Source organism: Nocardia sp. SYP-A9097 (genome assembly GCF_009649815.1).
Taxonomy (GTDB): Bacteria; Actinomycetota; Actinomycetes; order Mycobacteriales; family Mycobacteriaceae; genus Nocardia.
Genome location: NZ_WJIC01000019.1, coordinates 25,351 through 50,283 on the forward strand (window position 1 = coordinate 25,351; position 24,933 = coordinate 50,283).

24 protein-coding genes are annotated in these 24,933 nt (G+C 65.5%); 17 read left to right on the forward strand and 7 right to left on the reverse strand.

Annotated elements, in window-relative coordinates; translation table 11 throughout:
- Positions 1-407 precede the first annotated feature (407 nt).
- A complete protein-coding gene (locus GFY24_RS29270; RefSeq protein WP_309231484.1) occupies positions 408-1,025 on the reverse strand; it encodes a LysE/ArgO family amino acid transporter in 618 nt (205 codons plus the stop codon).
- Positions 1,026-1,097: 72 nt separating this feature from the next.
- Between GFY24_RS29270 and GFY24_RS29275 the strand changes: the two genes are divergently transcribed.
- The 5 genes from GFY24_RS29275 (at position 1,098) to GFY24_RS29295 (ending at position 4,970) form a co-directional block, all read left to right on the forward strand.
- Complete coding sequence (locus GFY24_RS29275; protein WP_153808342.1) at positions 1,098-1,976, forward strand: LysR family transcriptional regulator ArgP; 879 nt, start codon at positions 1,098-1,100, stop codon at positions 1,974-1,976.
- Positions 1,977-2,047: 71 nt separating this feature from the next.
- Positions 2,048-3,133, forward strand: coding sequence for an S-(hydroxymethyl)mycothiol dehydrogenase (locus GFY24_RS29280; protein ID WP_309231485.1), 1,086 nt, complete (start codon positions 2,048-2,050; stop codon positions 3,131-3,133).
- Positions 3,133-3,759, forward strand: a complete 627-nt coding sequence (locus GFY24_RS29285) for an MBL fold metallo-hydrolase (RefSeq protein ID WP_228566748.1) — start codon at positions 3,133-3,135, stop codon at positions 3,757-3,759. The genes GFY24_RS29280 and GFY24_RS29285 overlap by 1 nt, the downstream gene beginning before the upstream one ends.
- 123 nt (positions 3,760-3,882) lie before the next feature.
- On the forward strand, positions 3,883-4,419 hold the full coding sequence (locus GFY24_RS29290) for a DUF4333 domain-containing protein (RefSeq protein WP_153808344.1): 537 nt from the start codon (positions 3,883-3,885) through the stop codon (positions 4,417-4,419).
- A 68-nt stretch (positions 4,420-4,487) separates the two neighbouring features.
- Complete coding sequence (locus GFY24_RS29295) at positions 4,488-4,970, forward strand: hypothetical protein (RefSeq protein ID WP_153808345.1); 483 nt, start codon at positions 4,488-4,490, stop codon at positions 4,968-4,970.
- Between the two features lie 4 nt (positions 4,971-4,974).
- On the opposite strand, the gene GFY24_RS29300 is transcribed toward GFY24_RS29295, so the two are convergent.
- A complete protein-coding gene (locus tag GFY24_RS29300; protein ID WP_153808346.1) occupies positions 4,975-6,066 on the reverse strand; it encodes a glutamate--cysteine ligase in 1,092 nt (363 codons plus the stop codon).
- 104 nt (positions 6,067-6,170) lie between these two features.
- On the opposite strand from GFY24_RS29300, the gene GFY24_RS29305 reads away from it, so the two are divergent.
- The 6 genes from GFY24_RS29305 to GFY24_RS43085 all read left to right on the forward strand — a co-directional run bounded on the left by GFY24_RS29305 (position 6,171) and on the right by GFY24_RS43085 (position 13,337).
- Positions 6,171-6,515, forward strand: coding sequence for a TfoX/Sxy family protein (locus GFY24_RS29305; protein WP_153808347.1), 345 nt, complete (start codon positions 6,171-6,173; stop codon positions 6,513-6,515).
- Between the two features lie 141 nt (positions 6,516-6,656).
- Positions 6,657-7,445 carry an amino acid-binding protein gene (locus tag GFY24_RS29310; protein WP_153808348.1) on the forward strand — a complete coding sequence of 263 codons (789 nt, stop codon included), beginning with the start codon at positions 6,657-6,659 and terminating at the stop codon, positions 7,443-7,445.
- 128 nt (positions 7,446-7,573) lie between these two features.
- On the forward strand, positions 7,574-9,007 hold the full coding sequence (locus GFY24_RS29315; protein WP_153808349.1) for an AarF/ABC1/UbiB kinase family protein: 1,434 nt from the start codon (positions 7,574-7,576) through the stop codon (positions 9,005-9,007).
- 122 nt (positions 9,008-9,129) lie between these two features.
- Complete coding sequence (locus GFY24_RS29320; protein WP_375336120.1) at positions 9,130-10,728, forward strand: flavin-containing monooxygenase; 1,599 nt, start codon at positions 9,130-9,132, stop codon at positions 10,726-10,728.
- Entirely contained in the window at positions 10,725-12,293 is a 1,569-nt protein-coding gene (locus tag GFY24_RS29325; protein WP_153808350.1) for an NAD(P)/FAD-dependent oxidoreductase, read from the forward strand. Before GFY24_RS29320 ends, GFY24_RS29325 begins: the two co-directional genes overlap by 4 nt.
- Positions 12,294-12,506: 213 nt before the next feature.
- On the forward strand, positions 12,507-13,337 hold the full coding sequence (locus tag GFY24_RS43085) for a DUF559 domain-containing protein (RefSeq protein WP_309231486.1): 831 nt from the start codon (positions 12,507-12,509) through the stop codon (positions 13,335-13,337).
- Positions 13,338-13,454: 117 nt separating this feature from the next.
- Here GFY24_RS43085 and GFY24_RS29335 read toward each other — a convergent pair whose 3' ends face one another.
- Entirely contained in the window at positions 13,455-13,859 is a 405-nt protein-coding gene (locus tag GFY24_RS29335) for a DUF1003 domain-containing protein (RefSeq protein ID WP_309231487.1), read from the reverse strand.
- A gap of 70 nt (positions 13,860-13,929) precedes the next feature.
- Positions 13,930-14,973: an AraC family transcriptional regulator gene (locus GFY24_RS29340; protein ID WP_153808352.1), complete on the reverse strand. Its 1,044-nt coding sequence runs from the start codon at positions 14,971-14,973 to the stop codon at positions 13,930-13,932.
- 436 nt (positions 14,974-15,409) lie between these two features.
- Here GFY24_RS29340 and GFY24_RS29345 point away from each other — a divergent pair, with 436 nt between their 5' ends.
- The 5 genes from GFY24_RS29345 to GFY24_RS29365 all read left to right on the forward strand — a co-directional run bounded on the left by GFY24_RS29345 (position 15,410) and on the right by GFY24_RS29365 (position 20,872).
- Complete coding sequence (locus GFY24_RS29345) at positions 15,410-16,219, forward strand: SDR family oxidoreductase (RefSeq protein ID WP_153808353.1); 810 nt, start codon at positions 15,410-15,412, stop codon at positions 16,217-16,219.
- 229 nt (positions 16,220-16,448) lie between these two features.
- A complete protein-coding gene (locus GFY24_RS29350) occupies positions 16,449-17,042 on the forward strand; it encodes a GDSL-type esterase/lipase family protein (protein ID WP_153808354.1) in 594 nt (197 codons plus the stop codon).
- Between the two features lie 214 nt (positions 17,043-17,256).
- Positions 17,257-18,153: a RimK family alpha-L-glutamate ligase gene (locus GFY24_RS29355; RefSeq protein ID WP_153808355.1), complete on the forward strand. Its 897-nt coding sequence runs from the start codon at positions 17,257-17,259 to the stop codon at positions 18,151-18,153.
- A complete protein-coding gene (locus GFY24_RS29360; RefSeq protein ID WP_153808356.1) occupies positions 18,153-18,953 on the forward strand; it encodes a RimK family alpha-L-glutamate ligase in 801 nt (266 codons plus the stop codon). The genes GFY24_RS29355 and GFY24_RS29360 overlap by 1 nt, the downstream gene beginning before the upstream one ends.
- A 152-nt stretch (positions 18,954-19,105) precedes the next feature.
- The gene (locus GFY24_RS29365) at positions 19,106-20,872 is read left to right on the forward strand and encodes a CocE/NonD family hydrolase C-terminal non-catalytic domain-containing protein (protein WP_228566749.1); all 1,767 of its coding nucleotides are present in this window, start codon (positions 19,106-19,108) and stop codon (positions 20,870-20,872) included.
- Between the two features lie 52 nt (positions 20,873-20,924).
- Here the strand turns inward: GFY24_RS29365 and GFY24_RS29370 are convergent, their stop codons facing one another.
- From GFY24_RS29370 to GFY24_RS29380, 3 genes are all read right to left on the reverse strand, one after another.
- Positions 20,925-21,881, reverse strand: a complete 957-nt coding sequence (locus GFY24_RS29370) for a purine nucleoside permease (protein ID WP_153808357.1) — start codon at positions 21,879-21,881, stop codon at positions 20,925-20,927.
- Between the two features lie 104 nt (positions 21,882-21,985).
- Positions 21,986-23,161, reverse strand: coding sequence for an elongation factor Tu (gene tuf / locus GFY24_RS29375; RefSeq protein WP_153808358.1), 1,176 nt, complete (start codon positions 23,159-23,161; stop codon positions 21,986-21,988).
- 249 nt (positions 23,162-23,410) lie between these two features.
- Positions 23,411-23,899, reverse strand: a complete 489-nt coding sequence (locus tag GFY24_RS29380; RefSeq protein WP_153808359.1) for a nuclear transport factor 2 family protein — start codon at positions 23,897-23,899, stop codon at positions 23,411-23,413.
- A 140-nt stretch (positions 23,900-24,039) separates the two neighbouring features.
- Between GFY24_RS29380 and sigJ the strand changes: the two genes are divergently transcribed.
- Positions 24,040-24,927 carry an RNA polymerase sigma factor SigJ gene (gene sigJ / locus GFY24_RS29385; protein ID WP_153808360.1) on the forward strand — a complete coding sequence of 296 codons (888 nt, stop codon included), beginning with the start codon at positions 24,040-24,042 and terminating at the stop codon, positions 24,925-24,927.
- Positions 24,928-24,933 lie beyond the last annotated feature (6 nt).

Here is a 24,933-nt window from a genome sequence, read left to right on the forward strand (position 1 = left end):
GCTCAATCTCTTCGAAACTCAGCGCCAACCCCACCAACGCAATCCCCGCATACTTCTCCCCCCGATCAAACCCCTCCGCCACGATCGCCGGATCATCAACCCCCATCAACCCCTCCCCGGTGCTCCAGGAATAGTCCTCGTACCGCACCGTCAAATCACCCCCATCCCGGCTCCTCGAAGATGATCCTCTTGCTGTTGGCCATCCTCGCGCCGAGCGACCTTTCCCCAGGTCGTTCTCCTGATTCTCGAGGATGAGTACTCATCCGCCATATCGACTCCCAACGAACGAGCCATCCGTTGGCCCCCAACTCATTTGAAGCAAGGCAGCTTCAGCCCGGGCAGACATTATGCGCTCATACGAATCCGGCATGCTGCGGAGATGATCCTCGCACATCGGGGCGCGATGGTCAGCTGATGACCAAACCGATTGCGAGGGAGGTCATTACGAGGGCAATGACCGAATCCAGAACCTGCCAGGCACGGGGTTTGGCGAAGACGGGGGCCAGTAGGCGCGCTCCGAAACCCAGGGAGATGAACCAGATGATGCTGCCGGTTATTGCGCCTGCGGTGAGGAACCAGCGGTCGGGGGCCGCGTAGGTGCTGGCGAAGGAGCCGAGCAGGACCACGGTGTCGAGGTAGGCGTGGGGGTTGAGCCAGGTGACCGCCAGGCAGGTGGCTATGGCCGCGCCCAGGGCGATCGGTGCGCCGCCGCCCGCGGTCAGTCCGGTGGCGGAGAAGGCCCGCTTCGCGGCCAGGAATGCGTAGCCGAGCAGGAATGCCACGCCTGCGTATTTGGCGATGGTCATGATTTCGGGGGCTTTGTTCATGACCGTGCCGAAGCCGGTTACGCCCGCGGTCATCATGACTACGTCGGAGAGCGCGCAGACGGCTACCACCGGCAGGACGTGTTCGCGTCGGATGCCCTGGCGCAGCACGAAGGCGTTTTGCGCGCCGATTGCCACGATGAGGGAGAGTCCGAAGCCGAGTCCTGAAAAGGCCGCCAGGGCCGCCGATGATGCGTTCACCCTATTTAAGCTAGGCGGGCGTCCAGGAGCAGGCCAGCTAATGTTTCTGATGGACGATTAGGATCTCTTAATATGGACCTGCAGCTCGATCAGCTTCGCGCACTGGATGCGGTGATTACCGAGGGGACGTTCGAGGCGGCCGCGCGGCGGCTCAGTGTCACGCCTTCGGCTATCAGCCAGCGCATCAAGGCCCTGGAGGACTCGGCGGGGCGGATTCTGGTGCAGCGCACAAAACCGGTTCAGCCCACCGAATCCGGGCTCACGGTGTGGCGGCTGGCCAAGCAGGTTCAGCTGCTCACCAGCGATACCGCACGCGAGCTCGGGGATGAGGATCAGCCGACCGCGAAGCCGGTGAATATCCCCATCGCGGTCAATGCCGATTCGCTGCAGAGCTGGGTCATGCCCGCGCTGGGCCGGGCCGCGCAGGGTGTGAATTTCGAGATCCATCGCGAGGATGAGGAGCACACCACGCGACTACTGCGCGATGGCACGGTCATGGCTGCCATCACCTCGACGGCCGCGCCGGTGCAGGGTTGCATTGTGCGGCGACTCGGAGCCATGCGCTATCGGCCGATGGCCAATCCTGACTTTGTAGGAACCTGGTTCCCGGACGGCCCCACCGCCAAGGCGTTCGCGGTCGCCCCGGTGATCCTGTTCGACCGTAAGGACGATTTACAGTTCCGGCTCATGCGGCGCTACACCCGCAAACCCGTGGATTCCCCGCGCCATTACATCCCCTCCTCGGCCGGTTTCGCCGACGCGCTGCGACTCGGCCTCGGCTGGGGCATGATGCCCGACCTGCAAACTCGCCAGGACGATAACCTGATCCCGCTGGACAGCACGGTGTTCATCGATGTCCCGCTGTACTGGCAGCAGTGGCGGCTCGACTCCCCCGCGCTCGGCATGGTCGCAGCTACCATTGCCGAAACCGCTGCCGCGGTACTGCTTTGATGACGTTGTGCGCCGATCCGGCTCGGATGCCATAGTCGGAAGAGATTGTGATCGATATAGAAAGGCATTACGTGTCCCAAGTTGTGCGCGGCGTGATCGCACGCTCGAAGAATGCTCCCGTCGAGGTCACCGAGATCGTCATCCCGGATCCCGGTCCGGGTGAAGCGGTCGTCAAGGTGCAAGCGTGCGGGGTGTGCCACACCGATCTGCACTATCGCCAGGGCGGCATCAATGACGAATTCCCATTCCTGCTCGGCCATGAGGCCGCGGGCATTGTGGAATCGGTGGGCGAGGGCGTCACCGATGTGGAGCCGGGCGATTTCGTCATCCTGAACTGGCGTGCGGTGTGCGGTAATTGCCGCGCCTGTCGTAAGGGCAAGCCATGGTACTGCTTCTCGACACATAATGCGGCGCAGCCGATGACGCTCACCGACGGCACTCCGCTGACCCCCGCACTGGGTATCGGCGCGTTCGCCGAGAAGACCCTCGTGCATGCCGGGCAGTGCACCAAGGTCGATCCGACCGCCTCGCCGGTCGCGGCGGGCCTGCTGGGCTGCGGTGTGATGGCCGGGCTGGGCGCTGCCATCAATACCGGCAATGTCAGCCGTGGCGACTCAGTGGCCGTAATCGGTTGCGGCGGTGTGGGTAATGCCGCCATCGCGGGTGCGAAGCTGGCGGGTGCGACCACCGTTATCGCCGTCGATATCGATGAGCGGAAGCTGGAGTGGGCCACCGGTTTCGGTGCCACGCACACCGTGAACGCGTCCAAAGAGGATGCGGTGGAACGGGTTCAGGAACTCACCGACGGTTTCGGCGCGGATGTGGTGATCGATGCGGTCGGCCGCCCGGAGACCTGGAAGCAGGCGTTCTACGCCCGCGATCTGGCCGGCACCGTGGTGCTGGTCGGTGTGCCGACCCCGGATATGAAGCTGGAGATGCCGCTCATCGACTTCTTCTCCCGCGGTGGGTCTTTGAAGTCGTCCTGGTACGGCGACTGCCTGCCCTCGCGCGACTTCCCGTACCTGATCGAGCTCTACAAGCAGGGCCGTTTCGATCTGGATGCCTTTGTCACCGAGACGATTTCGCTGACCGATATCGAGGCCGCCTTCACCAAGATGCACGACGGTGAGGTCCTGCGCTCGGTGGTGGTGTTCTGATGGCACATATCGATCACGCCACCACCTCGGGCACCTTCACCCTGGACGGCGAGACCTTCGAGGTCGAGAACAATGTCTGGGTCGTCGGCGACGACCTGGAGTGCGTCATTATCGATGCGCCACACAGTGTTCCAGCCATTCTGGATGTGGTGGGCACCCGTAAGGTGCGGGCGATTCTGGCCACCCACGCGCACGACGATCACATTCGCGTCGCACCGGAGCTGGCCAAGGCCACCGGCGCGCCGGTCCTGCTGCACCCCGCGGATCTGGTGCTGTGGCGGCTCACCCATCCCGATATCGATCCCGATGGCGAGCTGGCCGATGAGCAGATCATCGAGATCGGCGGCACGCAGCTGCATGTGCTGCACACCCCGGGACACGCGCCGGGTGCGGTCTGCTTCTACTCGTCCGATATGGGTGCGGTCTTCACCGGCGACACGCTCTTCCAGGGCGGTCCGGGCGCGACCGGCCGCTCGTATTCGGATTACGACACCATCGTGGCGTCGATCGCCGACCGGCTGCTGAGCCTGCCGCCCGAGACGCTGGTGCACACCGGGCACGGTGGGTCCACCACCATCGGCGCGGAGGCCCCGCAGCTCGAGGAGTGGCGTCAGCACGCCAGCTGACATCGGATACTTCAGACAAATGTGACGCGGCCCGAGATCGACTCGCCGAGCTTCGGGCCGCGATTTGCATTTTCAGACGCGAAACCGCCCTTAACGCCCATCGCGCGGTCGGATAATCCCGCCATGCGAAAATTAGCTGCGGTTATAGCCGTCGTCTCTGTCCCGATCCTGCTGGCCGGCTGCTCCTCGGGTCCCGGGTCGGTGAGCAAGAGCGATGTCGAGACCAAGATGAGCGGCCTGTTCCACGACCGCTCCCATGAGGACGCGAAATCGGTTGTCTGCGACGGCGATTTGAAGGCCGAGGTGGACGCCACGCAGAAGTGCACGGTCACCTCCGCGGACGGTCAGACCTGGATGACCACCGCCAAGGTCACCAAGGTCGACGGCGATACCGCCAGCTACGACATCGAGTTCAGCGACAAGTTCGTCAGCCCGGACGATATCGCCGGCAATGTCGCCAAGTTCTACACCGAGAAGGTCGGCACCGCACCCAAATCCACCAGCTGCAACGGCCTGCTGCGCGGCGCGACGGGGGCCACCGTACGCTGTGTGATCACCGAATCCGATTCCACCCGTTGGGGTGTCACGGTCACCACCACCAATGTCGAGGGCGATACGGTGAACTACGACATTCTCGTGGACGACCAGCCGATGGGGTAACGCGCGAGCACGGGCATGGTGTGTTTGAATACGGCGGTTTCCAGCTGCTCTCGGGGAGATCGCCACGCGTGTCCATGTCCGGCAACCACTTCGACAATCATGACCTGAGCACCGCGAATGGGGTCTACTGCCAGTACTGCGGCTCTACGCCGGCGGTACGGGTGGATTTCCGCGCGCATCGCGGACTTGTCTTCGCCATGCAATTCCGCAAACTACCCGGGCCCTTCTGCCGCTGCTGCGGGCTGGCGGTCTTCCGTCATATGACCGGAGATTCGCTGGTACAGGGCTGGTGGGGGCCGGTATCGCTGATCATCAATCCGATCACCGTGCTCCTCAATGTGGCGGTGCGCAGTCAGGTGGCCGCGCTGCCGCCGCCGCTGCCCGGGGGGCGCACCCGTCCCATGCCACCGGGCAGGCCGCTCACCCGGCGCTGGCAGATGGCGGGATTGGTTGTGCCGCTGGCGATTGCGAGCATGGTCGCGGCGGCGGCCGCGAATGGCGACTGGTCCACCGCGCACAAGAATCACACCACCTACACGCTCTATCCGTAGGCGTTCAGCGGCAGTTGAAGAGCGTGGCCTCCGCCAATTCGTCTATCACGTCCGTCAATTCGCCACGGGCGCGGAAGGCCTCGAGTTGCCGATGCGCGCCATTGCCGCGGGCCAGTAGCTCGGTGAACGTATCGGTGACGAAGGCGAGATCGCCGAGCTCGATCAGAGCGGGTTCGATCAGAGCGATGAATTCGGCCAGCAGATCCCGCACCGGAATGATGCGACCGTCCGCCGGATTTACGGCCGGACCGTCCATACCCCCGTGCGCGGCCCGCCAATAGGCCGCGTGCAGAGTGCCTTCCGCGACCTCCGGCGCCCCACCGCCGCGCTGGGCGATCATCACCGCCGCCCGCACCAGGGTGGCCAGCAGCGCGGCCTCGTCCGCGGTGGCGGGCACATCGCTGACGCGCACCTCGACGGTGGGGAACGTAACCGATGGCCGCACATCCCAATACACCATTTTGCGGTCCAGGATCACCCCCAGCGAGAGCATGGACTCGACCGCGGTGTCGAACTCGCAGACCGAGTCGAAGTGCGGTGGTGGGCCGGCGCTGGGCCAGCGCCGCCACAGGATGTTTCGCCAACTGGCATAACCGGTTTCGTCGCCGTGATAGATGGCGGAGTTGGCGGTGAGCGCCAAAAGCGAAGGGAGCCAAGGGCGCAGGAAGTTGCCCACCCGCAGCGCCGTGGCCCGGTCCGGAACCGCGACATGCACGTGGCAGCCGCAGAGCCCCTGCTCCTGTGCGAGCCTGCCGAAGTCCTCGGCGATCCGGCGATAGCGCGGGGTGCTGGTCACCGGGAGCAGCTCATCGGAGTGGGTGGGCGGAACGGCGACCGCGAGCAGGACCGCGTCGTTCTTCTCCGCGCAGGCCGCGGCCCCGCGCCGCAGTTCCCGCAATTCGCGCAGCAGATCGGTCGAATTCGTGTGTATGCGGGTGCTGGTCTCCACCTGGCACCGCATGATTTCCAATTGCATATCCATGCCGAGATCCGCCGCGGTCCGGGCGACGTCGACATTTTTGCCGACCGGCGCACCGGTGCGCGGATCCACGAGGAGAAACTCCTCTTCGACACCGACGGTCGGCAGGGTGTCCATCTACCCTGTGTACCTCATTGTCCGGAACATGACACGCACCGGAATGGTCTCTTTGTCCGGTTTTCCGCGCGGAATATGTCGGCGGCCTGCGCCACAATGCAGATATGGCATACGACGAGGAATTGGCCGATCGGATTCGGGACGCGCTGGGACCGCAGCTGCCGGAGATGGTCGAGAAGAAGATGTTCGGTGGCCTGGCATTTCTGATCGGCGGCAATATGGCGGTCGCCGCCAGCGGTCGGGGCGGGCTACTGGTGCGGGTCTCCCCGGACGATTACACCCAGCTGCTGGCGCCCGGCTCGGTGGAGGCCATGGTCATGGGCGGGCGCGAGACGCGCGGCTGGATTCGGGTCACCGCCGAGACGGTCGAGGATGACGATGTGCTCACCGAATGGGTGGAGCGCGGGGTCGGATACGCCGGATCGCTACCGGTGAAGACCGGCAAATAGTGTGCCCTGTGGCACATCGCACGAAACGGTGTGCCCGCGCTCACTGAATTCGCCGGTGCCACAACACTTTCGACGCTCGCTGTCACGACCTCTTTACACCGGGGCACAGTGCGGAAACCTCCGCACCGCACGCTGGTGAATATGAGGCAATCCGAGGTCCATGCGCTGGCATGCGAAGTATGCGGTCGTCTGCCCCATCCCCGTCGCACCCGGCTCACGCTCGCCAAACTGGCCGCGGTGTTTCCCGTCGAATTGGCGCTGCACGCACTCGTGCTGCATCTGGAGATCCCTTATTTGGCCGCCGTCGCGGTATTGACGCTCACCACCACCATTCTCGTCATCTGGGTGGTGGAGCCCGGGGCCATGCGTTATCTCGCCAGGTGGCTGCACGGACCCGAGCTCAGCCATCGCCAGCGCCTGGACAGCGCCGAGCTGCTGTGGCGAATCCGGGTGCGGCTGGACAACACGCCGGGTCGCCTGGAATTGCTGGCCAAGCAGCTCGCGGACCGGCACGCGAATATTCTCACCGTGCACGTGCACCACCTCGAGGACGGAGTACTCGATGAACTCGTGGTCTCGACCCCGGCCGATGTAGGTCCGCCACGACTGACCACTGCCATCCATCGCGCGGGTGGCATCGCCGTCGGCATCTGGCCCGCCTCCGCGCTCACCCTCGTGGACGGGCAGACCCGCGCCCTGGGTCTGGCCGCGCGGGTGGCCAGCGATCCTCAGGAACTTCCCCTGGTCATTGCCGAATTGCTGGGCGCGCAATATGTTTCGGAGGTGGAACCCGAATACTCCGCGGCCGGAACGGTTCTGGAGATCGATCCGATGACCTTCGTGCGCGCCGGAGACCCCTTCACCCCCGCCGAGATCGCCCGCGCCCACCGCCTCACAGATCTGGCGCGCCTGACCGCCCGACAGAGTTGAGGACCCAGCCGCGCACGTCTCAGTATTCGAGATCGAGGCAGACTATCCCGGCAATCCGGACCGCTCGGTTTCACACCGTGGCACACTGCTCCTGGCGCACGGAACGGTAGGCGCGAGGGGTTGATTTGATGAATGTTCGGCGCAGCGGGGGCGCGGACAAGGGCGGAAATCCGCCGGGGCGCAGGGCGGTTCGCAATGCCAAACTGGCGGCGCTGCCCATTGCCTTCGCAGGTCGACGGGCCGCGGGTGTCGGCAAGCGCGCACTGGGGCGACCCGCCGACGAGGTGAATCAGGAGATCCAGCGACGCACCGCACAGCATTTCTTCGAGGTGCTCGGTGAGTTGAAGGGGTTCGCCGCCAAGCTCGGGCAGATTCTGGCCCTGTACGAGATGGGACTGGCTCCCGAGCTGGCCGAGCCGTATCGAATCGCATTGAGCCGCTTGCAGGATGCCACGCCGCCGATGCTGCCGCGCACCGTACACGCGGTGCTCGCGGAGTCGCTCGGGCCGCGGTGGCGCGCGGAGTTCCGGTCTTTCGAGGATCGGCGAGCCGCCTCGGCCACCATCGGGCAGGTGCATCGCGCGGTATGGCACGACGGCCGGACCGTGGCGGTCAAGGTCATGTATCCGGGTGCGCGCGAGGCGATTCGCAGCGATATCGATCAACTTCGCCGAATGTCCGGCCTGGCGTCGATCTTCGCCCCGAATGCCGATATCGGGGCGATGACCGAACGGCTCGCCGAATGTGTCACCGCCGAACTGGATTTCGCGGCCGAGTCCCAGCAGCAGCGCGTCTTCGCCGACGCCTTCGCGGACGATCCGGATTTCCGGGTGCCCGCCGTGGTGGCGCAGCGCGGTGATGTGATTGTGAGCGAGTGGCTGGACGGTGTCCCACTCACCCGGCTCATTGCCGATGGCGCCCAATCCGAACGGGATCGGGTGGGCCTGCTGGCGCTGCGCTTCGTGCTGTCGGCCCCCGAACGCTCCGGGCTGCTGTACTGCGATCCACATCCGGGCAATTTCCGGGTATTGCCGGACGGCCGGCTGGGCGTGGTCGACTTCGGGGCGTGCGTGCCCTGGCCCCCGCCGGAGTTCCCGATGCTGGTGCGCGATGTCGCCGATGCCCTGTTCAACGGCAGTCCCGACGATCTCGAAACAGCCGTGCGGCGGCACGGATTCGCCGAATCGGACACGGATTTCGACGTGCCGGCGCTGACCGAACAGCTACTCCCCTATACGGATATGCTGCGGCACGACACCTTTCGGGTGGACCGCGCCTGGCTGCGGCGGCGGGTGCAGACGGGGTTGAGTCCGCTGCTGAGCAATGTGAACCGCCAGCTCACCATGCCCGCGTTCTACACCCCGTTCGCACGGTCGATTCTGTGCCTGATGGGCCTGATCTGCCAGCTCGGCACCACCGGGCCGCTGCGGGCCGAAATGCTGCGCTGGTCACCGGAGTTGGCGGAGGTGGTGGCGCGTCACCGCGACCGCACCGGCGGCTCGGTGGATCTCACAGCGGCCCGAATGCGCCGGTCGGCGAATCGAGATGTCGCGGGCGGGTAATCGGCTGTGCCCCAGCGCTTTCCGCGCATAGATCGTGCGACCCCAAGCGGCAGTCCTTGATCACTGTCCCAGACAGCTCTAGGCTGGAGTGGCAACGCACCGCTTTCGGAGGGCATGACATCGTGGTCACAGCATCGAACGGAAAGCCACCACCGCGGAATTCTATTCCGGACCATGAGGTCGCCGTCATCGGCGCGGGCCCGGGCGGTATTGCCGCCGGGGTCAAGCTGAAGCAGGCGGGCATAGCGGATTTCGTCATTCTGGAGCGGGCCGATGAGGTCGGCGGCAGCTGGCACGAAAACCACTATCCGGGACTGGAAGTCGATATTCCGTCGATCGCCTACCAGTACTCGTTCGCGCGAAATCCCAACTGGAGCAGGCTCTTCGCCCCCGGCGCGGAGGTCGAGCGATACCACATCGAGGTGGCGCGGCGCTTCGGGCTGTACCCACACGTCCGATTCGGCGTCAATGTGCTGAGCGAGGAGTGGGACGAGCGAAACCACCGGTGGAATCTGCACATCGAGGGCGGCAAGATCATTACCGCGCGCTTCGTGGTGAGTGCGGTGGGTGCGTTCATCACCCCTAAGCAGAACCCGGGCATTCCGGGTCTGGCCGAGTATCGGGGCAAGCTGCAGCGGCCCTCGGCGTGGGATCACGTCTACGACCTGACCGGTAAGCGGGTCGCGATAATCGGCACCGGGGCGAGTTCGGTGCAGATCACGCCGTCCATCGCGGGCGAGGTGGGCAGTCTGTCGGTGTTCCAGCGCACGCCGGTGTGGTGCGTTCCCAAGCCCAATCCCAGGATTCCCGAGGCGGTGCGGCTGGTGCTGCGTACGCCCGGGCTGCAGGCCGCCACGCACGGGGCGGTGCTGGTGGTTATCGATGTCCTGCTGCGGGCCATGTCGAACGCGCCCATGGCGGTGGTCGAGCCGACCATGCGCACGGTCGATGCCGCCGCCATCGCGGGCTATCGCGGCCTGTTGCGCATGATGGTGCGTGATCCGCAGACCCGCGCCGCGCTCACACCCGATTACGGGCCGATTGCCAAGCGGCCCACCGCCAATACCGGTTATCTGCTGAGCTTCAATCGCGAGAATGTGGAGCTGGTGACCACCGCCATCGAGCGGTTCACCGAGAACGGGATTCGCACCACCGACGGCACCGAACGCGAATTCGACATGATCGTGCTGGCCACTGGATATCACGTGTTCTCCGATCCGGAGACCTATACGCCCGGCATGGTGGTGGGCAGCGACGGTATGGATCTGGGCGAGTTCTATGCCGAGCACGGGCTGCAGGCGTACGAGAGCGTTTCGCTGCCGAGTCTGCCGAATCGGTGGACGCTGGTCGGCCCGTATTCCTGGTCGGGTAGCGGTTGGCACGCCTTCGTGGAGATGACGGCCGATCATGCGGTGCGGGCGATTTCGGAGGCGCGCAGGCGCGGGGCGACCTTCGTGGCCATCCGGCAGGACGCGCACGACGCCTATCACCGGGACATCTATCGGCACGGTGCGGCCATGCGCTTCTACCTGAACGAGCTCAATGCGCATGTGCCGACGTACTACCGGAATTCGCAGGGTGACAGCACCTATATCCGGCCGTCCGGCTTTTTTCGCGCGCGGCGCGGGCATCGGCGATTCCCGTTCTCGGACTATCGATTCGATGTGCTGCGGGAGCTGCCGGAGATTCTTGCGCAGCAGGAACTGAGGTACCAATCATGAACTCCACCAACGGTGGTCCGGGAGCCCCCGCCCATGAGGTCGTCGTCATCGGCGCGGGGCTGGGCGGGATCGGCGCGGGTGTCGCCCTGCGCAAGGCCGGGATCGAGAATTTCGTGATGGTCGACAAGTGGCCCCGGGTGGGTGGGACTTGGCTGGCCAATACCTATCCCGGTGTGGCCGTGGATGTTCCGTCGCCGGTGTACAACTTCTCCTTTCAGCAGCGCTCGACCTGGTCGCGATTCTTCGCGCCGGGCAAGGAATTACAGCGTTACGCCGAGGAGGTGGTGGACAAGCAGGGGCTGCGGGACAAACTGCGGCTCGGATCCGGCGCGGTCAACGGCGTTTTCGATGAGGCCGACGATCTGTGGCGGCTGACCCTGGAGGATGGCTCGGTATTGACCGCGCGCTTCGTCATCGGTGCGGTGGGTGGGCTGGAGCAGCCGCACAATCCCGAGATTCCCGGGCTGGAGACGTACACCGGCAAGATCATGCACAGCTCTCGCTGGGATCACGAGTACGACTACAGCGGTAAGCGGGTCGCTGTCATCGGCACCGGAGCCAGTGGGCTGCAGTTGATTCCCGAACTGGCCAAGGATATTTCGCGGCTGACTGTTTTCCAGCGGCGCGCCATCTGGATCGGTCCCAAACCTGACTTCGCCATGGGGACGGTACTCAATTCGGTGCTCAATTTCGCGCCGTTACAGCAGACGGTGCGCTTCGTCGGCAATGTCGGCGTGAATGCCGGCCTCGGTGCGGGTTTGGCGATATCGAACTATCCGAAGGTGACCTCTATCGGTTTGACCCTCGGTGAAACCGCGCTCAAGAGTTACCTTTTCACGCAGGTGCGCGACCCGGAGTTGCGGCGCAAGCTCACCCCGGATTATCGACTGGGCTGTAAGCGGCCGTCGGTGTCCAACAACTATTTCCGCACCTTCACCGAGCCGCATGTGGATCTGGTGACCGAGGGCATCGAAAGGTTCACTGCCACCGGCATAATCAGCACGGACGGGACCGAACGCGATTTCGACATGGTGGTGCTGGCGACCGGATTCAAGGTGATGGAGAAGGGCTACACCCCGCCGTATCCGATGTACGGTCGCGGCGGCCTGGAGCTGAGCGAGTTCTGGGATGCCAATAGATTCCAGGCGTACCAGGGTGTTTCGGTCCCGCGCTTCCCGAACGCCTTCCTGATCGTCGGCCCCTACGCCTACGCACCCGGCTCGTACATCCCACTCATCGAGGCCACCTCCGCCCACGCCGCCCGGGTGATCGGCGAGGCTCGCCGCCGCAATGCCACCCGCGTCGAAGTACGCCAGGAGCCGCACGACCGCTACTTCGCGCGAATGGACAAGCGCGCCAAGCGAACCCACCTGTTCTCGCAGGGCTGCGTCACCTCCAACACCTACTACATCAACTATCAAGGCGACGGCGCGGCATTTCGCCCCTCGACGCAACTGGAGATGTACTGGGAGAACCGCCACTTCCCACTGGAGGACTACCACTTCAGCACCCGACCGACCACCGCCGACCGCGCACAGGCGGCCCGCACCACCGCCGGGTTGTGACCCGAAAGGTTACCGATCCGCCGACTGTGGTCGGAATCGGCGACGCCACCCCCGACATCGCTTCGCCGAGTGTGCAGCTATGGCGGCGATCCGGACATAACACCGCCGTAGCTGCACACTCGGCGTGGGATGTCGGTGGGGAGTGGCACAGTCGCCGGCATGGGGGAGATTACGCGGGCATTCTGTGGGAGTCGGGCTCTCGAGGCGGGCAGTGTGAGCCGGTGGCGGTTGCGGAGCGACTACCGGCCGATCTATCCCGATACGTATCTGCCGCGCGGGAGTGATACCGATGCGCGGTCCAAGGCGCTGGCGGCGGGGTGCTGGGCCAAGGGGGCCGGGGTGCTGGTGGGGTATTCGGCCGCAGCGCTGCACAATACGCTCTGGCTCGCGGATCATCTGCCCGCCGAGATCGCCGGTATCGCCGCGACGCACGCACCGCCCGGGCTGATCATTCGCCGAGATGTGCTGGCGCAGGACGAGATTCAACTCGTCGAGGGCGTCTGCGTTGCTACCCCGGCACGCACCGGCCTCGATCTCGGGCGGCGGCTGCCCTTCCAGCGTGCGGTGGCGGTGCTGGACGCGCTCTGCCGAGCCACCGATATCACTCCGGACGATATCGCCACGCTCGCGGATCGACATCCCGGCCTCAGAGGCATTGTGTCCCTGCGCTCGGTGCTGCGGGTGGTGGACGGCGGGGCCGCGTCACCGCAGGAGACCCGCACCCGCCTGCTCCTGCTCCAGAGCGGCTTGCCGCGCCCGCAGACGCGGATCGAAGTCAGCACTCCTGATCAGGCGACGTACTACCTCGATATGGGCTGGCGGCAACACAAGGTCGCGGTCGAATACGACGGAGTCCAGCGCTGGGTGGATCGACAGCAACGCCATCACGATATCGACCGGCTGGAGGCATTGGACCGGCTGGGATGGAAGGTGATTCGGGTGAGCTCGGCCCACCTCGACGCCCCACGCGAATTGGTGGCGCGAGTGCGCGGCGCGCTGCGCCGAGCGTGCACCAATGGCGGCGATATGCCCGGATTCCCATGACCCCCAACGACGAGCGTGCACTCAGGGCGGTGAATACAACATTCTGCCGCCGTGGGTGCATACTCGCGCGCTGGATGTGCGAGTCGGCACTGTCGGATGCGCTCACCGCCTTCAGGATCAGTGGCCGGAGGCGGGGTCGTCGATGAGGCGGCGGTGCAATTCGGTGGTCATCTGGTGGATCGCCCGGGTCAGTTCGGTATTGGTTTTGAGTTCGAGCTCCTGCTGATTGAAATCGTGATCGGCCTTGAGCTGCTGGAACTCCGCCTGCCGGTTCTGGCCGATCATGACGAAGGTGGACAGGAAGATCGCCTCCAGCGACACCACCAGGGTGAGGGTGGGCCAGGGGCTGGTCTCGAAGAAGAGCATCCAGATGGCGAAGCCGGCGGCGTGGATGTAGACGAAGCGCATGGACCCGGCGAATTTGGTGATCCAGTCGGCCACGCGCAGTTGCATACTCGCCGCGCGCCGCTCGCGCAGGCTGACGACGGCGGGGTGCTGCACGGGGTTCGGCGGCTTGGTCACGGGCTGCGCTCCTGAAGGGTGTCGAGGATCATCGTGTAGGTGCGATAGTGCCCGACAGCCGCGGAGGGCGCTAAACCACTTCCGGTACCCGTGATTTCGAGCGCTGCGAGCGCGCCCGATACTCCTGCGGCGGGCAGCCCTTCCACCGCCGGAAAGCCCGGATGAACGAGGCCGCCTCCGCGTAGCCGAGTCGCCCGGCCACCTGTTCGGTGGTCATATCGGTGTGGTCGAGCAACTCCTCGGACAGTAGTTGGCGCACCTCGTCCAGCAGCGCCCGGAAGGAGGTGCCCTCCTCATTGAGCCGCCGTGACAGCGTGCGCGGGCTCATGAACAATTCGGCGGCCACCGCGGCCTGATCGGGTACCGCACCGGGATCGCGCACCAGCAGATCCCGAACCGTCCCGGCCACCCCGGTGCGGGTCTGGCGGCGGGCGAGCAGATCACGGCACAGCTGCTCACAGGTGATGCGCGCCCACTCATTCGCCTGTGGCAGTGGCGTATCCAGGTAGGCGCTGTCGAAGGCGACCACATTGGCCGGCGCGTCGAAGGTCGGCTCGATGCCGAAGACCTCGCGATACCGGCCGGTATCGGCGGGTCCGGAGTGCCGGAAGGCGATTCGATGCAGCGGCATCCCGGTCGAGAACAGTTCCCGGCCGATCATCTGGATACCGGTGACCACCCGCTCGGTGAGGAAGCCGCGCACATCCTCGGGCACCTCATGATCATCGAAGAGCAGTCGCGCCTCACCCCTCGACTCCTCGAAGGACAGTTGCCCGAATGCGCAGGCCGACTCCACATAGCGCAGCGCCACCTCCACGGCATCGCGCGGCGTGCGACTGCTCAGCAGCGCCAGCCCCCACGGCCCGTACAGCGAGAGGCGATGGCGGCGGCCCGCCTCCACGCCGAGCCCGGCCTCGGTTCCGAAGCGGGACAACAGATTCCGCACCACCACGACCTCCTGGCGCGCGGTCGCCACGGAGTTCGGGTCGCTCACCGCCTCGGCCGTCAGGCCCGTCCCAGCCAGACAGGCCGCCGGCGGCATTCCCCGCTCCGCCGCGAGCTGCGTCATAGTGTGCAGGCTGGAGGTATTACGCAAAAGATCCCAGTCGAACATGTACCCAAGTCCTCATCGACTCCACCGACAACTCCCCCGGGGGTGACCCGGACAGCCACACGATATGCCGAATCCGCCGTGTCTGAGTCAGTTTCCCGCAAGACCTGGACTTCTCCCTGCTGAGGGCACCCGTGCGCCCCGACCGGCGGCCGTATCGCTCGCCTGATTTCTCGAATGCAATTGCAGCGCAATACCTTACCGACGGTTCTGTTTCTCACGTAACAGAACAACCGCAGCCACGATGCAATACGCATCCAGTTTGCCGGATCGGTGACGACACAAGGAATCCGCATCATGAATTCACACACTCTCCTGGTTTTGCCTGTTCTGGCCGGTTCGGCCTTCGGAATCGGAGTGTGGCTCGGTGTTCGCTCCCGTGCCGGGGACGCGGATCGGCGCCGACGCCCGGGCGGCGCAGGCGCTAACGTTCTGATTCATGAGCACGCATTCGACGCGCACCGTGGTGGTCACCGGCGCATCCTCCGGTATCGGTAAGGCGACCGCCGCGGCGTTCGCAGCCCAGGGCGACAAGGTGATCGGCACCAGCCGCAATCCGGATTCGATCGCCGAACGCGTTCCCGGGGTCGACTATCGCGCACTCGATCTCACCGATGCCGACTCCATCGCGCACTTCGCCGCCGAACTCGGCGCCGTCGATGTGCTGATCAACAATGCCGGCGAGAGCCAGGCCGGTCCGCTGGCCGAGCTGCCCGGCGCTGCGATCGAGCGATTGTTCCAGCTCAATGTGTTCGGTGCGGTCGCACTGACCCAGGCAGTGCTGCCCGGCATGCGCGAGCGCGGCTACGGGCGGATCGTCATGGTGGGATCCATGCTGGGCAGCTTCCCCATGCCGTACCGCTCGTCGTATGTGGCAACCAAGGCGGCGCTGCGCGGCTTCGCGACGGCGGCGCGCTTCGAGGAGTCGCCATTCGGGGTGTGGATCACCACCGTCGAGCCGGGGCAGATCGATACCGGGTTACGCGAGCGGCGCACCAAGTACTTGAACGAAGGCTCCTCGCACACAGCGGATTTCACCAAGTTCATGGCGAAGCTGGATGAGCAGCAGGGTAAAGGCATTGCGCCGGAACGGGTTGCGCGCACCATTGTGGCGGCGGCTGCGGCCGATCGCCCGAAACCCCTTTACGCCGTGGGCAGTAACGCCCCGGTCATGTTCGCGGTGCGGCGCCTGGTTCCACGCGCGGTCATGGAACGACTCATCGCCGCTTCCTACGGCCTGAAGCGGTAATCCGGTCGTTCGCCTTACTATCGAAATTTTGGTTAGTATCTGGCGCATAACCCCCGTTCGGTCTCCCGCGACTCCCGACCCACTCGGGAGCGCACTTCACCATGGCCGGTTCGAATCACTCGAACGACCCGTAACGGTAGGGGCGACACCCGCGTTCGGCTCGTCGTGTGACGACAGCGTTCACGGCGCGGATTGTCGTCCGGCGACAATCCCGTCAGGAGAAGCCTTGGTGCTGAAGAAGATCGCGTACAAGTACATGCTCATGCCCTCCATCCGCATGCGGATATCACAGTTCGAGCGACTGCCCACACCCGCCGGCGGGGTCGTCTTCCTCGGCGACAGCCTCACCGAGGGCGGGCTGTGGCATGAATGGTTCCCCGAGGTCGGCACGGTCAATCGCGGTATCAACGGCGATACGATCGGCAATCTGCGCGCCCGCCTGGACAGCGCGATCGTCGATCCCACCGCGGTTTTCGTACTCATCGGAACGAATGACCTCGGTATGGGCGCGACAGCGGACGAGATCGGCGCGGAGATGCGCCTGCTGGTCCGAGCCATCCGCGACCGTGCGCCCGGAGTACCCCTGTACCTCCAAAGCGTGCCGCCCCGCCAGCCCAAGTTCGCCGACCGCGTCCGCGCCCTGAACCGCGCCTACCGCACCATCGCCGAGGAATCCGACGCCGTCTACATCGACCTGTGGCCCGCGCTGGCGGACGAAAACGGTGGCCTCCGTGCCGAATTCACCGGCGACGGCCTGCACCTCGGCGGCGCGGGCTACTCCGCCTGGGCCGAAGTTCTGCGCCCCCACCTCCGCCGGCGCTGACATCCCCGGTGAAACCCGGCCGCGCACCTACCCGTCCGCGGCCGGGCCCTGGGATCGGACCCGCTGAGCGGAGATTCGCGGCCATACCGGCGAGATCCGTTGCGGCCGTGGTGTTGCGCTCCCGGTTGCCAGAGCGATGATCTTGGTGAACAATCGGCGATCAATTCTGGGCCGCTCGGGGCGGGCGCAGCGATAAAGGTGAGAGCGGGAACCAATGGCGGCGCGTGTCAGTCTGTGTTTTCTGGTGGAGGAGCAGTACCGCCGGGACGGCATGCCACGCAGCGTGATTCACCAATTACGGGCCTGGGGACACCGGGTCGATGTGGTGCGGCCCGGCGGGGAACTGCTGGATCTGAATACGCTGGTCGAGCGCGGACACCATGATGCCTGGGTGCTCAAAACCGTCTCGGGCGGACCGGGATTGGGATTGCTGGAGGCCGCCGCGGCCGCCGGGATCACCACCGTCAATAACGCGCGGTCGATTCGCGGGGTACGCGATAAGGCCCGTGCCGCGGCGCTTGCGGCGGCACACGGCCTGCCCGTGCCGACCACCTGGGCGGCCGCCCGCCCGCGTGATCTGGCTCGCATTCCCGCGGGGCGATTCCCATTGGTGGTCAAACCCGCCGACGGCAGCTCCGGCCGCGATGTGCGGGTGGTCGAGCGACCCGAACACCTGGCCGCCATCGACCGCGCCGACCAGGGACTGCTCATTGCCCAGCCGTTCGTGCCGAATTCCGGTGTGGACCTGAAGGTTTACTGCGTGGGTGGGCGGATCTACGGTACCGAGCGCACCTCGCCACTGCACACGGGCGGCCGCAAGGCCCCCGATCGTCCGGTGCGGTTGGATCCCGAAATCACCGATATCGCAGCGCGTGTCGGCGAGGTCTTCGGCCTGGACCTCTACGGCCTCGATATCGTGCGCGGCCCGGACGGGCCCATCGTGGTGGACGTCAATGACTTTCCGAGTTTCGGACAGGTCCCGCAGGCGGTGCCCACGGTGGCCCGCGCCATAGTCGACCTGGCACGCGGCGGCTCGGCCTGGCCCCTGGTTCCGGAATCGCGACTACGCGACTCCCGCTTCCCCGAACCCCTCGCGGTGGGAACCCTGTGATGCGCATCGGATTGCTCACCGCCAACCCGGGCCATCCGCTGCTCGCGGCGACCACTTCCCTGCTCACAGCGGACGGTCACCGAATAGAGCATCTCGCACCGAACGCGGTTGCCCCGCCGTCGGATCCGGCCGATATCTATCTGCTCAAGGCGCGCACGCCCGCCGCATTGGCACTGGCGCGGGCCTTGGAGGACACCGGTGTGCCGGTGCTGAACTCGGCCGCCGCCACCGAGTTCTGCCAGGATCGCGCCTATATGGCGCAGCGCGCCGAGGAAGCCGGATTCCCCTTCGCCCGCACGACGGTGCTCCCGAATCCGGGGCAGCTCGATGATTTCGAGCGTCCGCTGGTCGTGAAGAGCCGGCACAGCCGCCGCGGCGATCTCGTCACCCGGATCGCCGATGCCGCCGAACTCGAGGTGGTGCGGCGGCGCTGGTTCGACGAGCCGATCGTGGTGCAGGATTTCACGCCCGGCACAGGTTGGGATCATAAACTCTGGGTGATCGGCGATCGGGTCTTCGCGGCATTGCGGCAATCGGAGTTCGCACCGGAACCCCGGCTGCCCGATCGGCATTCGTCCATTCCGCATCCCTGGGCGGATCTGGCGCTGGCCGTGGGCGAAGCCTTCGATTTGCAGGTCTACGGGGTGGATATTCTCGAAGTGGCGGGCTCACCACTGATTGTCGATGTGAACGCGTTTCCGGGAATGCGCGGGCAATCCAGGGCACCGCAGGCGCTGGCCGCGCGCGTGCTGGCGAAGCCGTCGGTCAATACCAACCGTTATGAATGTGTTGCGTCATGATTTGATTATTGCTGTACCACAAACCAATTGGTCCCATTGTTTGTGAATCTTCCTTTATATCAGCGTATTTCATTTCCGCTCCAGCCCATTTCATTCCGTGACACGCTGTTAACACCCACGGCGTGTCAACCACGGAAGGGATGGCGGTACGGATGCCACAGGAAGACTCGACAATAGGAATCACAACCGATCAGGTCACGCGAATCGCGACGGAAGGCGCCTGGGACGCGCAGGGGCAGGTACGTCCCGAGGCGGTCCTGCTGGCCACGAATCTGGTGGAGGCGCTGCGGACCCGCAGCGGCGCCGGGCTCTTGCCCGATGAGCTGAGCGAGTTGGTCACCCGGACCCTGAACATCGCCGTCCCCTCGTTCCCGAAGATCCGGACCGCGGAGGGGTACCGGCTGTCCGCGCATATGCTGCGCCAGCTCACGCCCGGACCGCACCCGCTGGTCGTGGTGCCCGCCGGGTGGACCCCGGTGGGCTGGCCGCTGTTCGAATACGCCTATCTGACACTGGCTCTCAAGGGCTATCACGTTGTGGCCTACACCCCGCGCGGGCTCGGCTGGACCACCATCCCGGAGACCGACCTGCCCTGGTTCGGCACCTCCGAGGGCAAGGTGAAGGTCGCCGGACAACCGGATTGGGAGGACGGCATCCGGGTACTCAACTTCGCCATCGACCAGCTCCAACCGAGCGGTGTCGGATTCCTGGGCGAATCCTACGGCTCCGGCATCAGCCAATTGGTGGCGGCGAACGATCCCCGCGTCGACGTGGTCATCGCCCTGAGCACCTGGGGAAACCTCGCAACCAGCCTGTACCACAATGAGACTCGTCATCTGCGGGCCGTCGCGGCACTGCTCGCACTGACCGGCGGCGACCAGGCCGACAAGTTCGACGACAAAGAGCTGGACATCCTGGCGAAGTTCGCCGAGAACCGGGAGATGCAGGACGTCGTGGACTGGGGCACCGAGCGCGCCCCGGAACGCCTGGCCGGAAACCGCGCGGTCCCGACCTTCTTCTCCAATACCTGGCACGAGAGTCTCTTCCCGGTCAATCAGGTGCTCACCACCTTCGACAAGCTGAGCGGACCCAAGCGCCTGAATATGTGGATCGGCGATCACGCCGTGCCCGAGGGTCCGGGGTTGATCGGACCGGGGCCGAATCTGCCTCTGCACGAGGCATATATGTGGCTCGACTACCACCTGAAGGGTGTCGAGAACGGCGTCGATGGCTGGCCGCAGGTCAGCAACCAGGTGATGTTCACCTACGGCCCGGATGTCACCACCCAGCCCGCACGGCGCGAAGAGCAGGCGGAATGGTCCGACGTCACCGTCGAAACCCGGATATTGCACTTGACCGATATGGGGCCGGACGGTGACGGCGCGCTCGGACCCGATAACGCGGTCGGCTGGGAGCGGAGCTTCACCGTCGGTAAGGAGCCCGAGGTCGTCTCGATGGATCTCCCGCTCATGTCGACCGGGCAGGAGGAGTGGAAGGGTAACCCCAAGCGCTACCTGACCAATGAGATCAACCGCGACCATGCCCTCATCTGGACAACCCGAGCGCTGGCGCCGACCGATAGCGGTGTGGCCCTGCGCATTCGCGGAATCCCACGACTGCGACTGACCGTCGACAGCGCCGAGGAGTACGCGACCCTGGTGGCGTATCTGCTGGATGTCGATCCGGGCGGCGAGGCGAGAATCATTACGCACGAGCCGAATACGATCCGATTGGGCGGACCGGTCACCGTCACCTGGGAGCTACAGGCGGCCGCCTACGATGTGGTCGACGGCCACCGGGTAATGCTGGTGATCGACGGTCTCGATCCGCTGTATTCCACTGCGAGCCAGACCGATTCGCGGATAACCATCACCGCACCCGCGGGGGATCCGGCACAGCTCGAATTGCCGCTGGGCTGACCTCGGCTCGAGTCGGGGCGGCCTCCGCGGACAGCGGGACCGCCCCGGCCACTCAGTTCCCGGGCGGGTTCTTCAGCAGGTAGTCCGCGGCGGCGCGGCCCACCGTGTACGCATTGCCCAGGCCGAGCAGGAATCCCGAGGTGGAGTGGTCGAGGTGGTCGACCACCGACTGCCCCGGATACGGCTGATCGAAATTGCTCACCGTGCGCAGGGAGACGTAACGGTCCAGGTAGCCATGGGCTTTCAGCGCCGTGGCGGTGGCACTGTCTTCCATCTGAGTCGTGCAGTAGGTGCCCTGCCCCTTGGTGCGCAGGTCCATGACGTAGCGGGCGGTGTCCGAGAGCGGTTTGCCGGAGTAGAAGTCGTCGCCGGTCATGGTGTCGCACTTCATGACCGACGGTTTGCGGCCATCCTGGCCGGGGTATTTCGCGCGATCGGCGGCGGCCTCCGGGCTGTCCGCGAGCGTCGCCTCGCGGGTGGCGTCGAAGACCCTGTCCACCAGGGCCGTATTGAGCTGATAGGCGGCTGTGTTGTAGTCCTCGACGGGGCGATAGCCGAAGGGAACTCCGGGCGCCTCGGCCGGATCGAGGTGATTGCCGAGGTCGAAATCGACCACCCAGCGCGCCCATACGGCCGAGCCGAGCGTGCCCTGATCGGGTGGGGCGCCCGCGACCCCGGCGGTGAGGAAGTACGCCTTGTCGAAGTTGAATTTGCCGCTGGCGAGAATGGACATCATGGTGGTGGCGGCATTGGCCTTGCCCTGACCGGTCTCGGCCACACACAGATGATCGTGGTTGCAGCGCACCGGTTTGTACGCGCCCGGGACCTCAACGGTGGTGGGCAGCTGTTCGCGCTTCGACCAAACCTCGTTCTCCGGATCGAACATGGTGATGACCAGGACGCCGACATCGATCTTGTCGGAATCGCTGTTCGAGCTCGCGGAGCAACCGGCCACGGCGAGCGCGGCCACTCCCAGGGCGACGGCAAACTTCTGGCGACGTGAAGTCATGGGGAGAGGATAGGCGACATTCCGCACCGATCGGGCGCACGCGACACTCGGTGGGAGTACGGGATTCTCGGCCCCGAGCAGTGGGCTCGGGGCCGAGATCCGGCCTATTCGTGCACGGCCAGCACCGTACCCGCGGCGACGGTCCGGCTACCCTCGCGAATCGCGAAGCCGAGACCGGGCTCGAACGGAACCGGACGTCCGAGAGTGATGGACATCTGCACCGTCTCCCCCGGCTGCGCCCGGCCTTCGGGCAGCAGTACATCGCCCACCACGTCACCGGTGCGCAGATAGAACTGCGGCCGGTACCCGCTCACAATCGCCGTGCGCCGTCCGCCCTGCGCCGCGCTGAGCAGATGCACCCGGGCGGTGAACCCGGTGTGCACGGCGATACTGCCCGGCGCCGCGACCACCTGACCACGGCTGACCTGACCGCGCTGCACACCGCGCAGCAGCAGCGCCACATTGTCGCCGGCCTCCGCCGATTCCATTGTGCGGCCGAAGGTTTCGACGCCGGTGACGACCGACTCCAGGCTGTCGCCGTAGCCCAGGACCGCCACCCGCTCACCCATGCGCACCCGGCCACGCTCGATGGCCCCGGTCACGACGGTGCCGCGCCCGGTAATGGTGAGCACGTTCTCCACCGGCATGAGGAACGGCGCGTCGGTGTAGCGGATGGGCATGGGAATGTACTCGTCCACCGCCGCCAGCAATCCCAGCAGCGCCCGAGACCACTCCGGATCACCTTGCAGCGCAAGCAATCCGGAGACCGGAACGACCGGCAGGCCGTCACCGTCGTACCCATTGGCGGACAACAGCTCCCGCACCTCGAGCTCGACCAGCTCCAACAGCTCAGCGTCGCCGGCGTCGGCCTTGTTGAGCGCGACCACGATGTGCTCCACACCGACCTGACGGGCGAGCAGGACGTGCTCGGCCGTCTGCGGCATGACGCCGTCGAGCGCCGAGACCACCAGGATGGCCCCGTCCAACTGGGCCGCACCGGTGATCATATTCTTGACGAAGTCGGCGTGCCCCGGCATATCGACGTGCGCGTAATGCCTTGTGGCGGTTTCGTATTCGACATGCGCGATATTGATGGTGATGCCGCGCGCTATCTCCTCCGGCGCCCGGTCGATGCGATCGAACGGTACATAGGATCCGCCGCCCTGCTCGGCCAGCACCTTGGTGATGGCGGCGGTCAGGGTGGTTTTGCCGTGGTCGACATGCCCCATGGTGCCGATGTTCAGATGCGGCTTGGTGCGCACGAAAGCCTGCTTGGCCATGATGAATTCTCCATCCGGGAGTCGTGATTCGAGGAACCTCAGACAGAAGCGACCTTCCCCGTCTGAGGTCCGGGACGTCCCGGAGAAGGTCAGCTTCGTGCGCCGTCGAATGCCGCGACCGCAGGCAGGTAGAGCGCGGCCATCGCACCCGCGGCTGCGGGTGTAGCGGTGATGGCGTACGCGAACATGAGCAATACGGTGCCCTATGAGCGGCGAAGTCCGCCACTGATTTTCGGGCGGAGCGCCGGCCTAGTGCGCTTGGAGTTGCTCCGGTGTCATGGCGATACCGTCCGCACCCAGCGGTGCTCCCGCCAGTGGGGAGCTGTCGAGGTAGCGGATCTCGTAGACGCGCTCGGTGAATTTCCAGCCGCCGGCGGTGCGGCGGTAGGTGTCGTGGTAGATCGCGTAGTTCACATGTGCGCCGCCGGTTTTCAAGCGGCCGAGTTCGCAGATGTGGGCGCGGCCGCTCGCGGTGTCACCGTCGATTTCGATGGTGCCGGGGTGGGTGTGCTGGATGAAGAACTCCCAGGCGTCCTGCATGGCGCGCATCTGGTTCCGGAATCCATTGTGGCCGTTGACCTCGATACCCGCGGCGGGGATGCGCAGGACAGCGTCCTCGGTGAAAAGTGAAGCCAGGCGGTCGAAGTCGCGAATCATCACCGCGTCGGTGAATTCGCCCGGTAGCGCTTCGATCTCGACGCGATCGGCGAGGGCGCGAAAGTCGTGGATGGTCGGCATGATCGGCTCCTGAGAAGTTGACGAGAGTGGTTTCGTGTACGGCTTGTCCGACGACGCAGCGGTCCGGAATGTCAGGCCCTGACATTCAGGGTCGGTATTTCGTCGATTCGGTAAGGGCCGCCGCGACCGAAGGAGGCACCATGACCGATCCGCACCTGCGCGCGGTGATCAGTGAGCGGCGTCAGCTGATCAATCTCGCGTACCGCCTGCTCGGGTCACTGGCCGAGGCCGAGGATGTGGTGCAGGAGACCTACGCGCGCTGGTATGCGCTCTCGGACCACCAGCGTGCGGAGGTGGCCAAACCCGGAGCCTGGTTGACCACGGTCGCCAGCCGCATCTGCCTCGATCTGCTCGGCTCCGCGCGCGCCCGGCGGGAACGCTATGTGGGCGAATGGATTCCGGAACCGGTACCCGACCGCGACTGGTTCGGCGGCCCCGCCCCCGCCGATCCCGCCGACCGGGTCACCCTCGACGAATCGATCGGCATGGCATTCCTGGTCGTGCTGGATTCCATGACCCCGGCCGAACGCGTGGCCTTCGTCCTGCACGATGTCTTCCGCTACTCCTTCGCCGAGGTGGCCGACATGGTCGACCGTACTCCCGCGGCCTGCCGCCAACTCGCCTCCTCCGCCCGCGCCCGCATCCGCACGTCCCGGCCGCCGTCGGGTCCCGACCGCGCCGAAGTGGTCAAGAACTTCAAAAAAGCCTGGGAGACAAGCGATATCGAGGCCCTCATCATGCTCCTCGACCCCGAGGCGATCGCCACCGCCGACGGCGGCGGCAATGCCCTGGCCTTCCGCCACCCCATCACCGGTGGCGACGAAATCGCCCGCGCCTGGGTAGAGATCATGTCCCGCACCTCCAACGTCGAACTCCTCGAACGCACCGTGAACGGCCAGCCCGGCCTGATAGCCCAACTCCACGGTGCGATCGTCTCCGTCTACGCCTTCGACATAGCCGACGGCCGAATCACCCGAATCTGGGCAATTCGCAATCCCGAAAAGCTGCGCCGCTGGACCGCCGACTGATCGTTC

Bases quoted from the DNA above. Each gene is read 5' to 3' on its own strand.
- GFY24_RS29275 (WP_153808342.1), top strand. From the start codon at position 1,098: ATGGACCTGCAGCTCGATCAGCTTCGCGCACTGGATGCGGTGATTACC.
- GFY24_RS29285 (WP_228566748.1), top strand. From the start codon at position 3,133: ATGGCACATATCGATCACGCCACCACCTCGGGCACCTTCACCCTGGAC.
- GFY24_RS29290 (WP_153808344.1), top strand. From the start codon at position 3,883: ATGCGAAAATTAGCTGCGGTTATAGCCGTCGTCTCTGTCCCGATCCTG.
- GFY24_RS29300 (WP_153808346.1), bottom strand. From the start codon at position 6,066: ATGGACACCCTGCCGACCGTCGGTGTCGAAGAGGAGTTTCTCCTCGTG.
- GFY24_RS29305 (WP_153808347.1), top strand. From the start codon at position 6,171: ATGGCATACGACGAGGAATTGGCCGATCGGATTCGGGACGCGCTGGGA.
- GFY24_RS29310 (WP_153808348.1), top strand. From the start codon at position 6,657: ATGAGGCAATCCGAGGTCCATGCGCTGGCATGCGAAGTATGCGGTCGT.
- GFY24_RS29315 (WP_153808349.1), top strand. From the start codon at position 7,574: ATGAATGTTCGGCGCAGCGGGGGCGCGGACAAGGGCGGAAATCCGCCG.
- GFY24_RS29325 (WP_153808350.1), top strand. From the start codon at position 10,725: ATGAACTCCACCAACGGTGGTCCGGGAGCCCCCGCCCATGAGGTCGTC.
- GFY24_RS29340 (WP_153808352.1), bottom strand. From the start codon at position 14,973: ATGTTCGACTGGGATCTTTTGCGTAATACCTCCAGCCTGCACACTATG.
- GFY24_RS29345 (WP_153808353.1), top strand. From the start codon at position 15,410: ATGAGCACGCATTCGACGCGCACCGTGGTGGTCACCGGCGCATCCTCC.
- GFY24_RS29355 (WP_153808355.1), top strand. From the start codon at position 17,257: ATGGCGGCGCGTGTCAGTCTGTGTTTTCTGGTGGAGGAGCAGTACCGC.
- GFY24_RS29360 (WP_153808356.1), top strand. From the start codon at position 18,153: ATGCGCATCGGATTGCTCACCGCCAACCCGGGCCATCCGCTGCTCGCG.
- GFY24_RS29365 (WP_228566749.1), top strand. From the start codon at position 19,106: ATGCCACAGGAAGACTCGACAATAGGAATCACAACCGATCAGGTCACG.
- GFY24_RS29370 (WP_153808357.1), bottom strand. From the start codon at position 21,881: ATGACTTCACGTCGCCAGAAGTTTGCCGTCGCCCTGGGAGTGGCCGCG.
- tuf (WP_153808358.1), bottom strand. From the start codon at position 23,161: ATGGCCAAGCAGGCTTTCGTGCGCACCAAGCCGCATCTGAACATCGGC.
- GFY24_RS29380 (WP_153808359.1), bottom strand. From the start codon at position 23,899: ATGCCGACCATCCACGACTTTCGCGCCCTCGCCGATCGCGTCGAGATC.
- sigJ (WP_153808360.1), top strand. From the start codon at position 24,040: ATGACCGATCCGCACCTGCGCGCGGTGATCAGTGAGCGGCGTCAGCTG.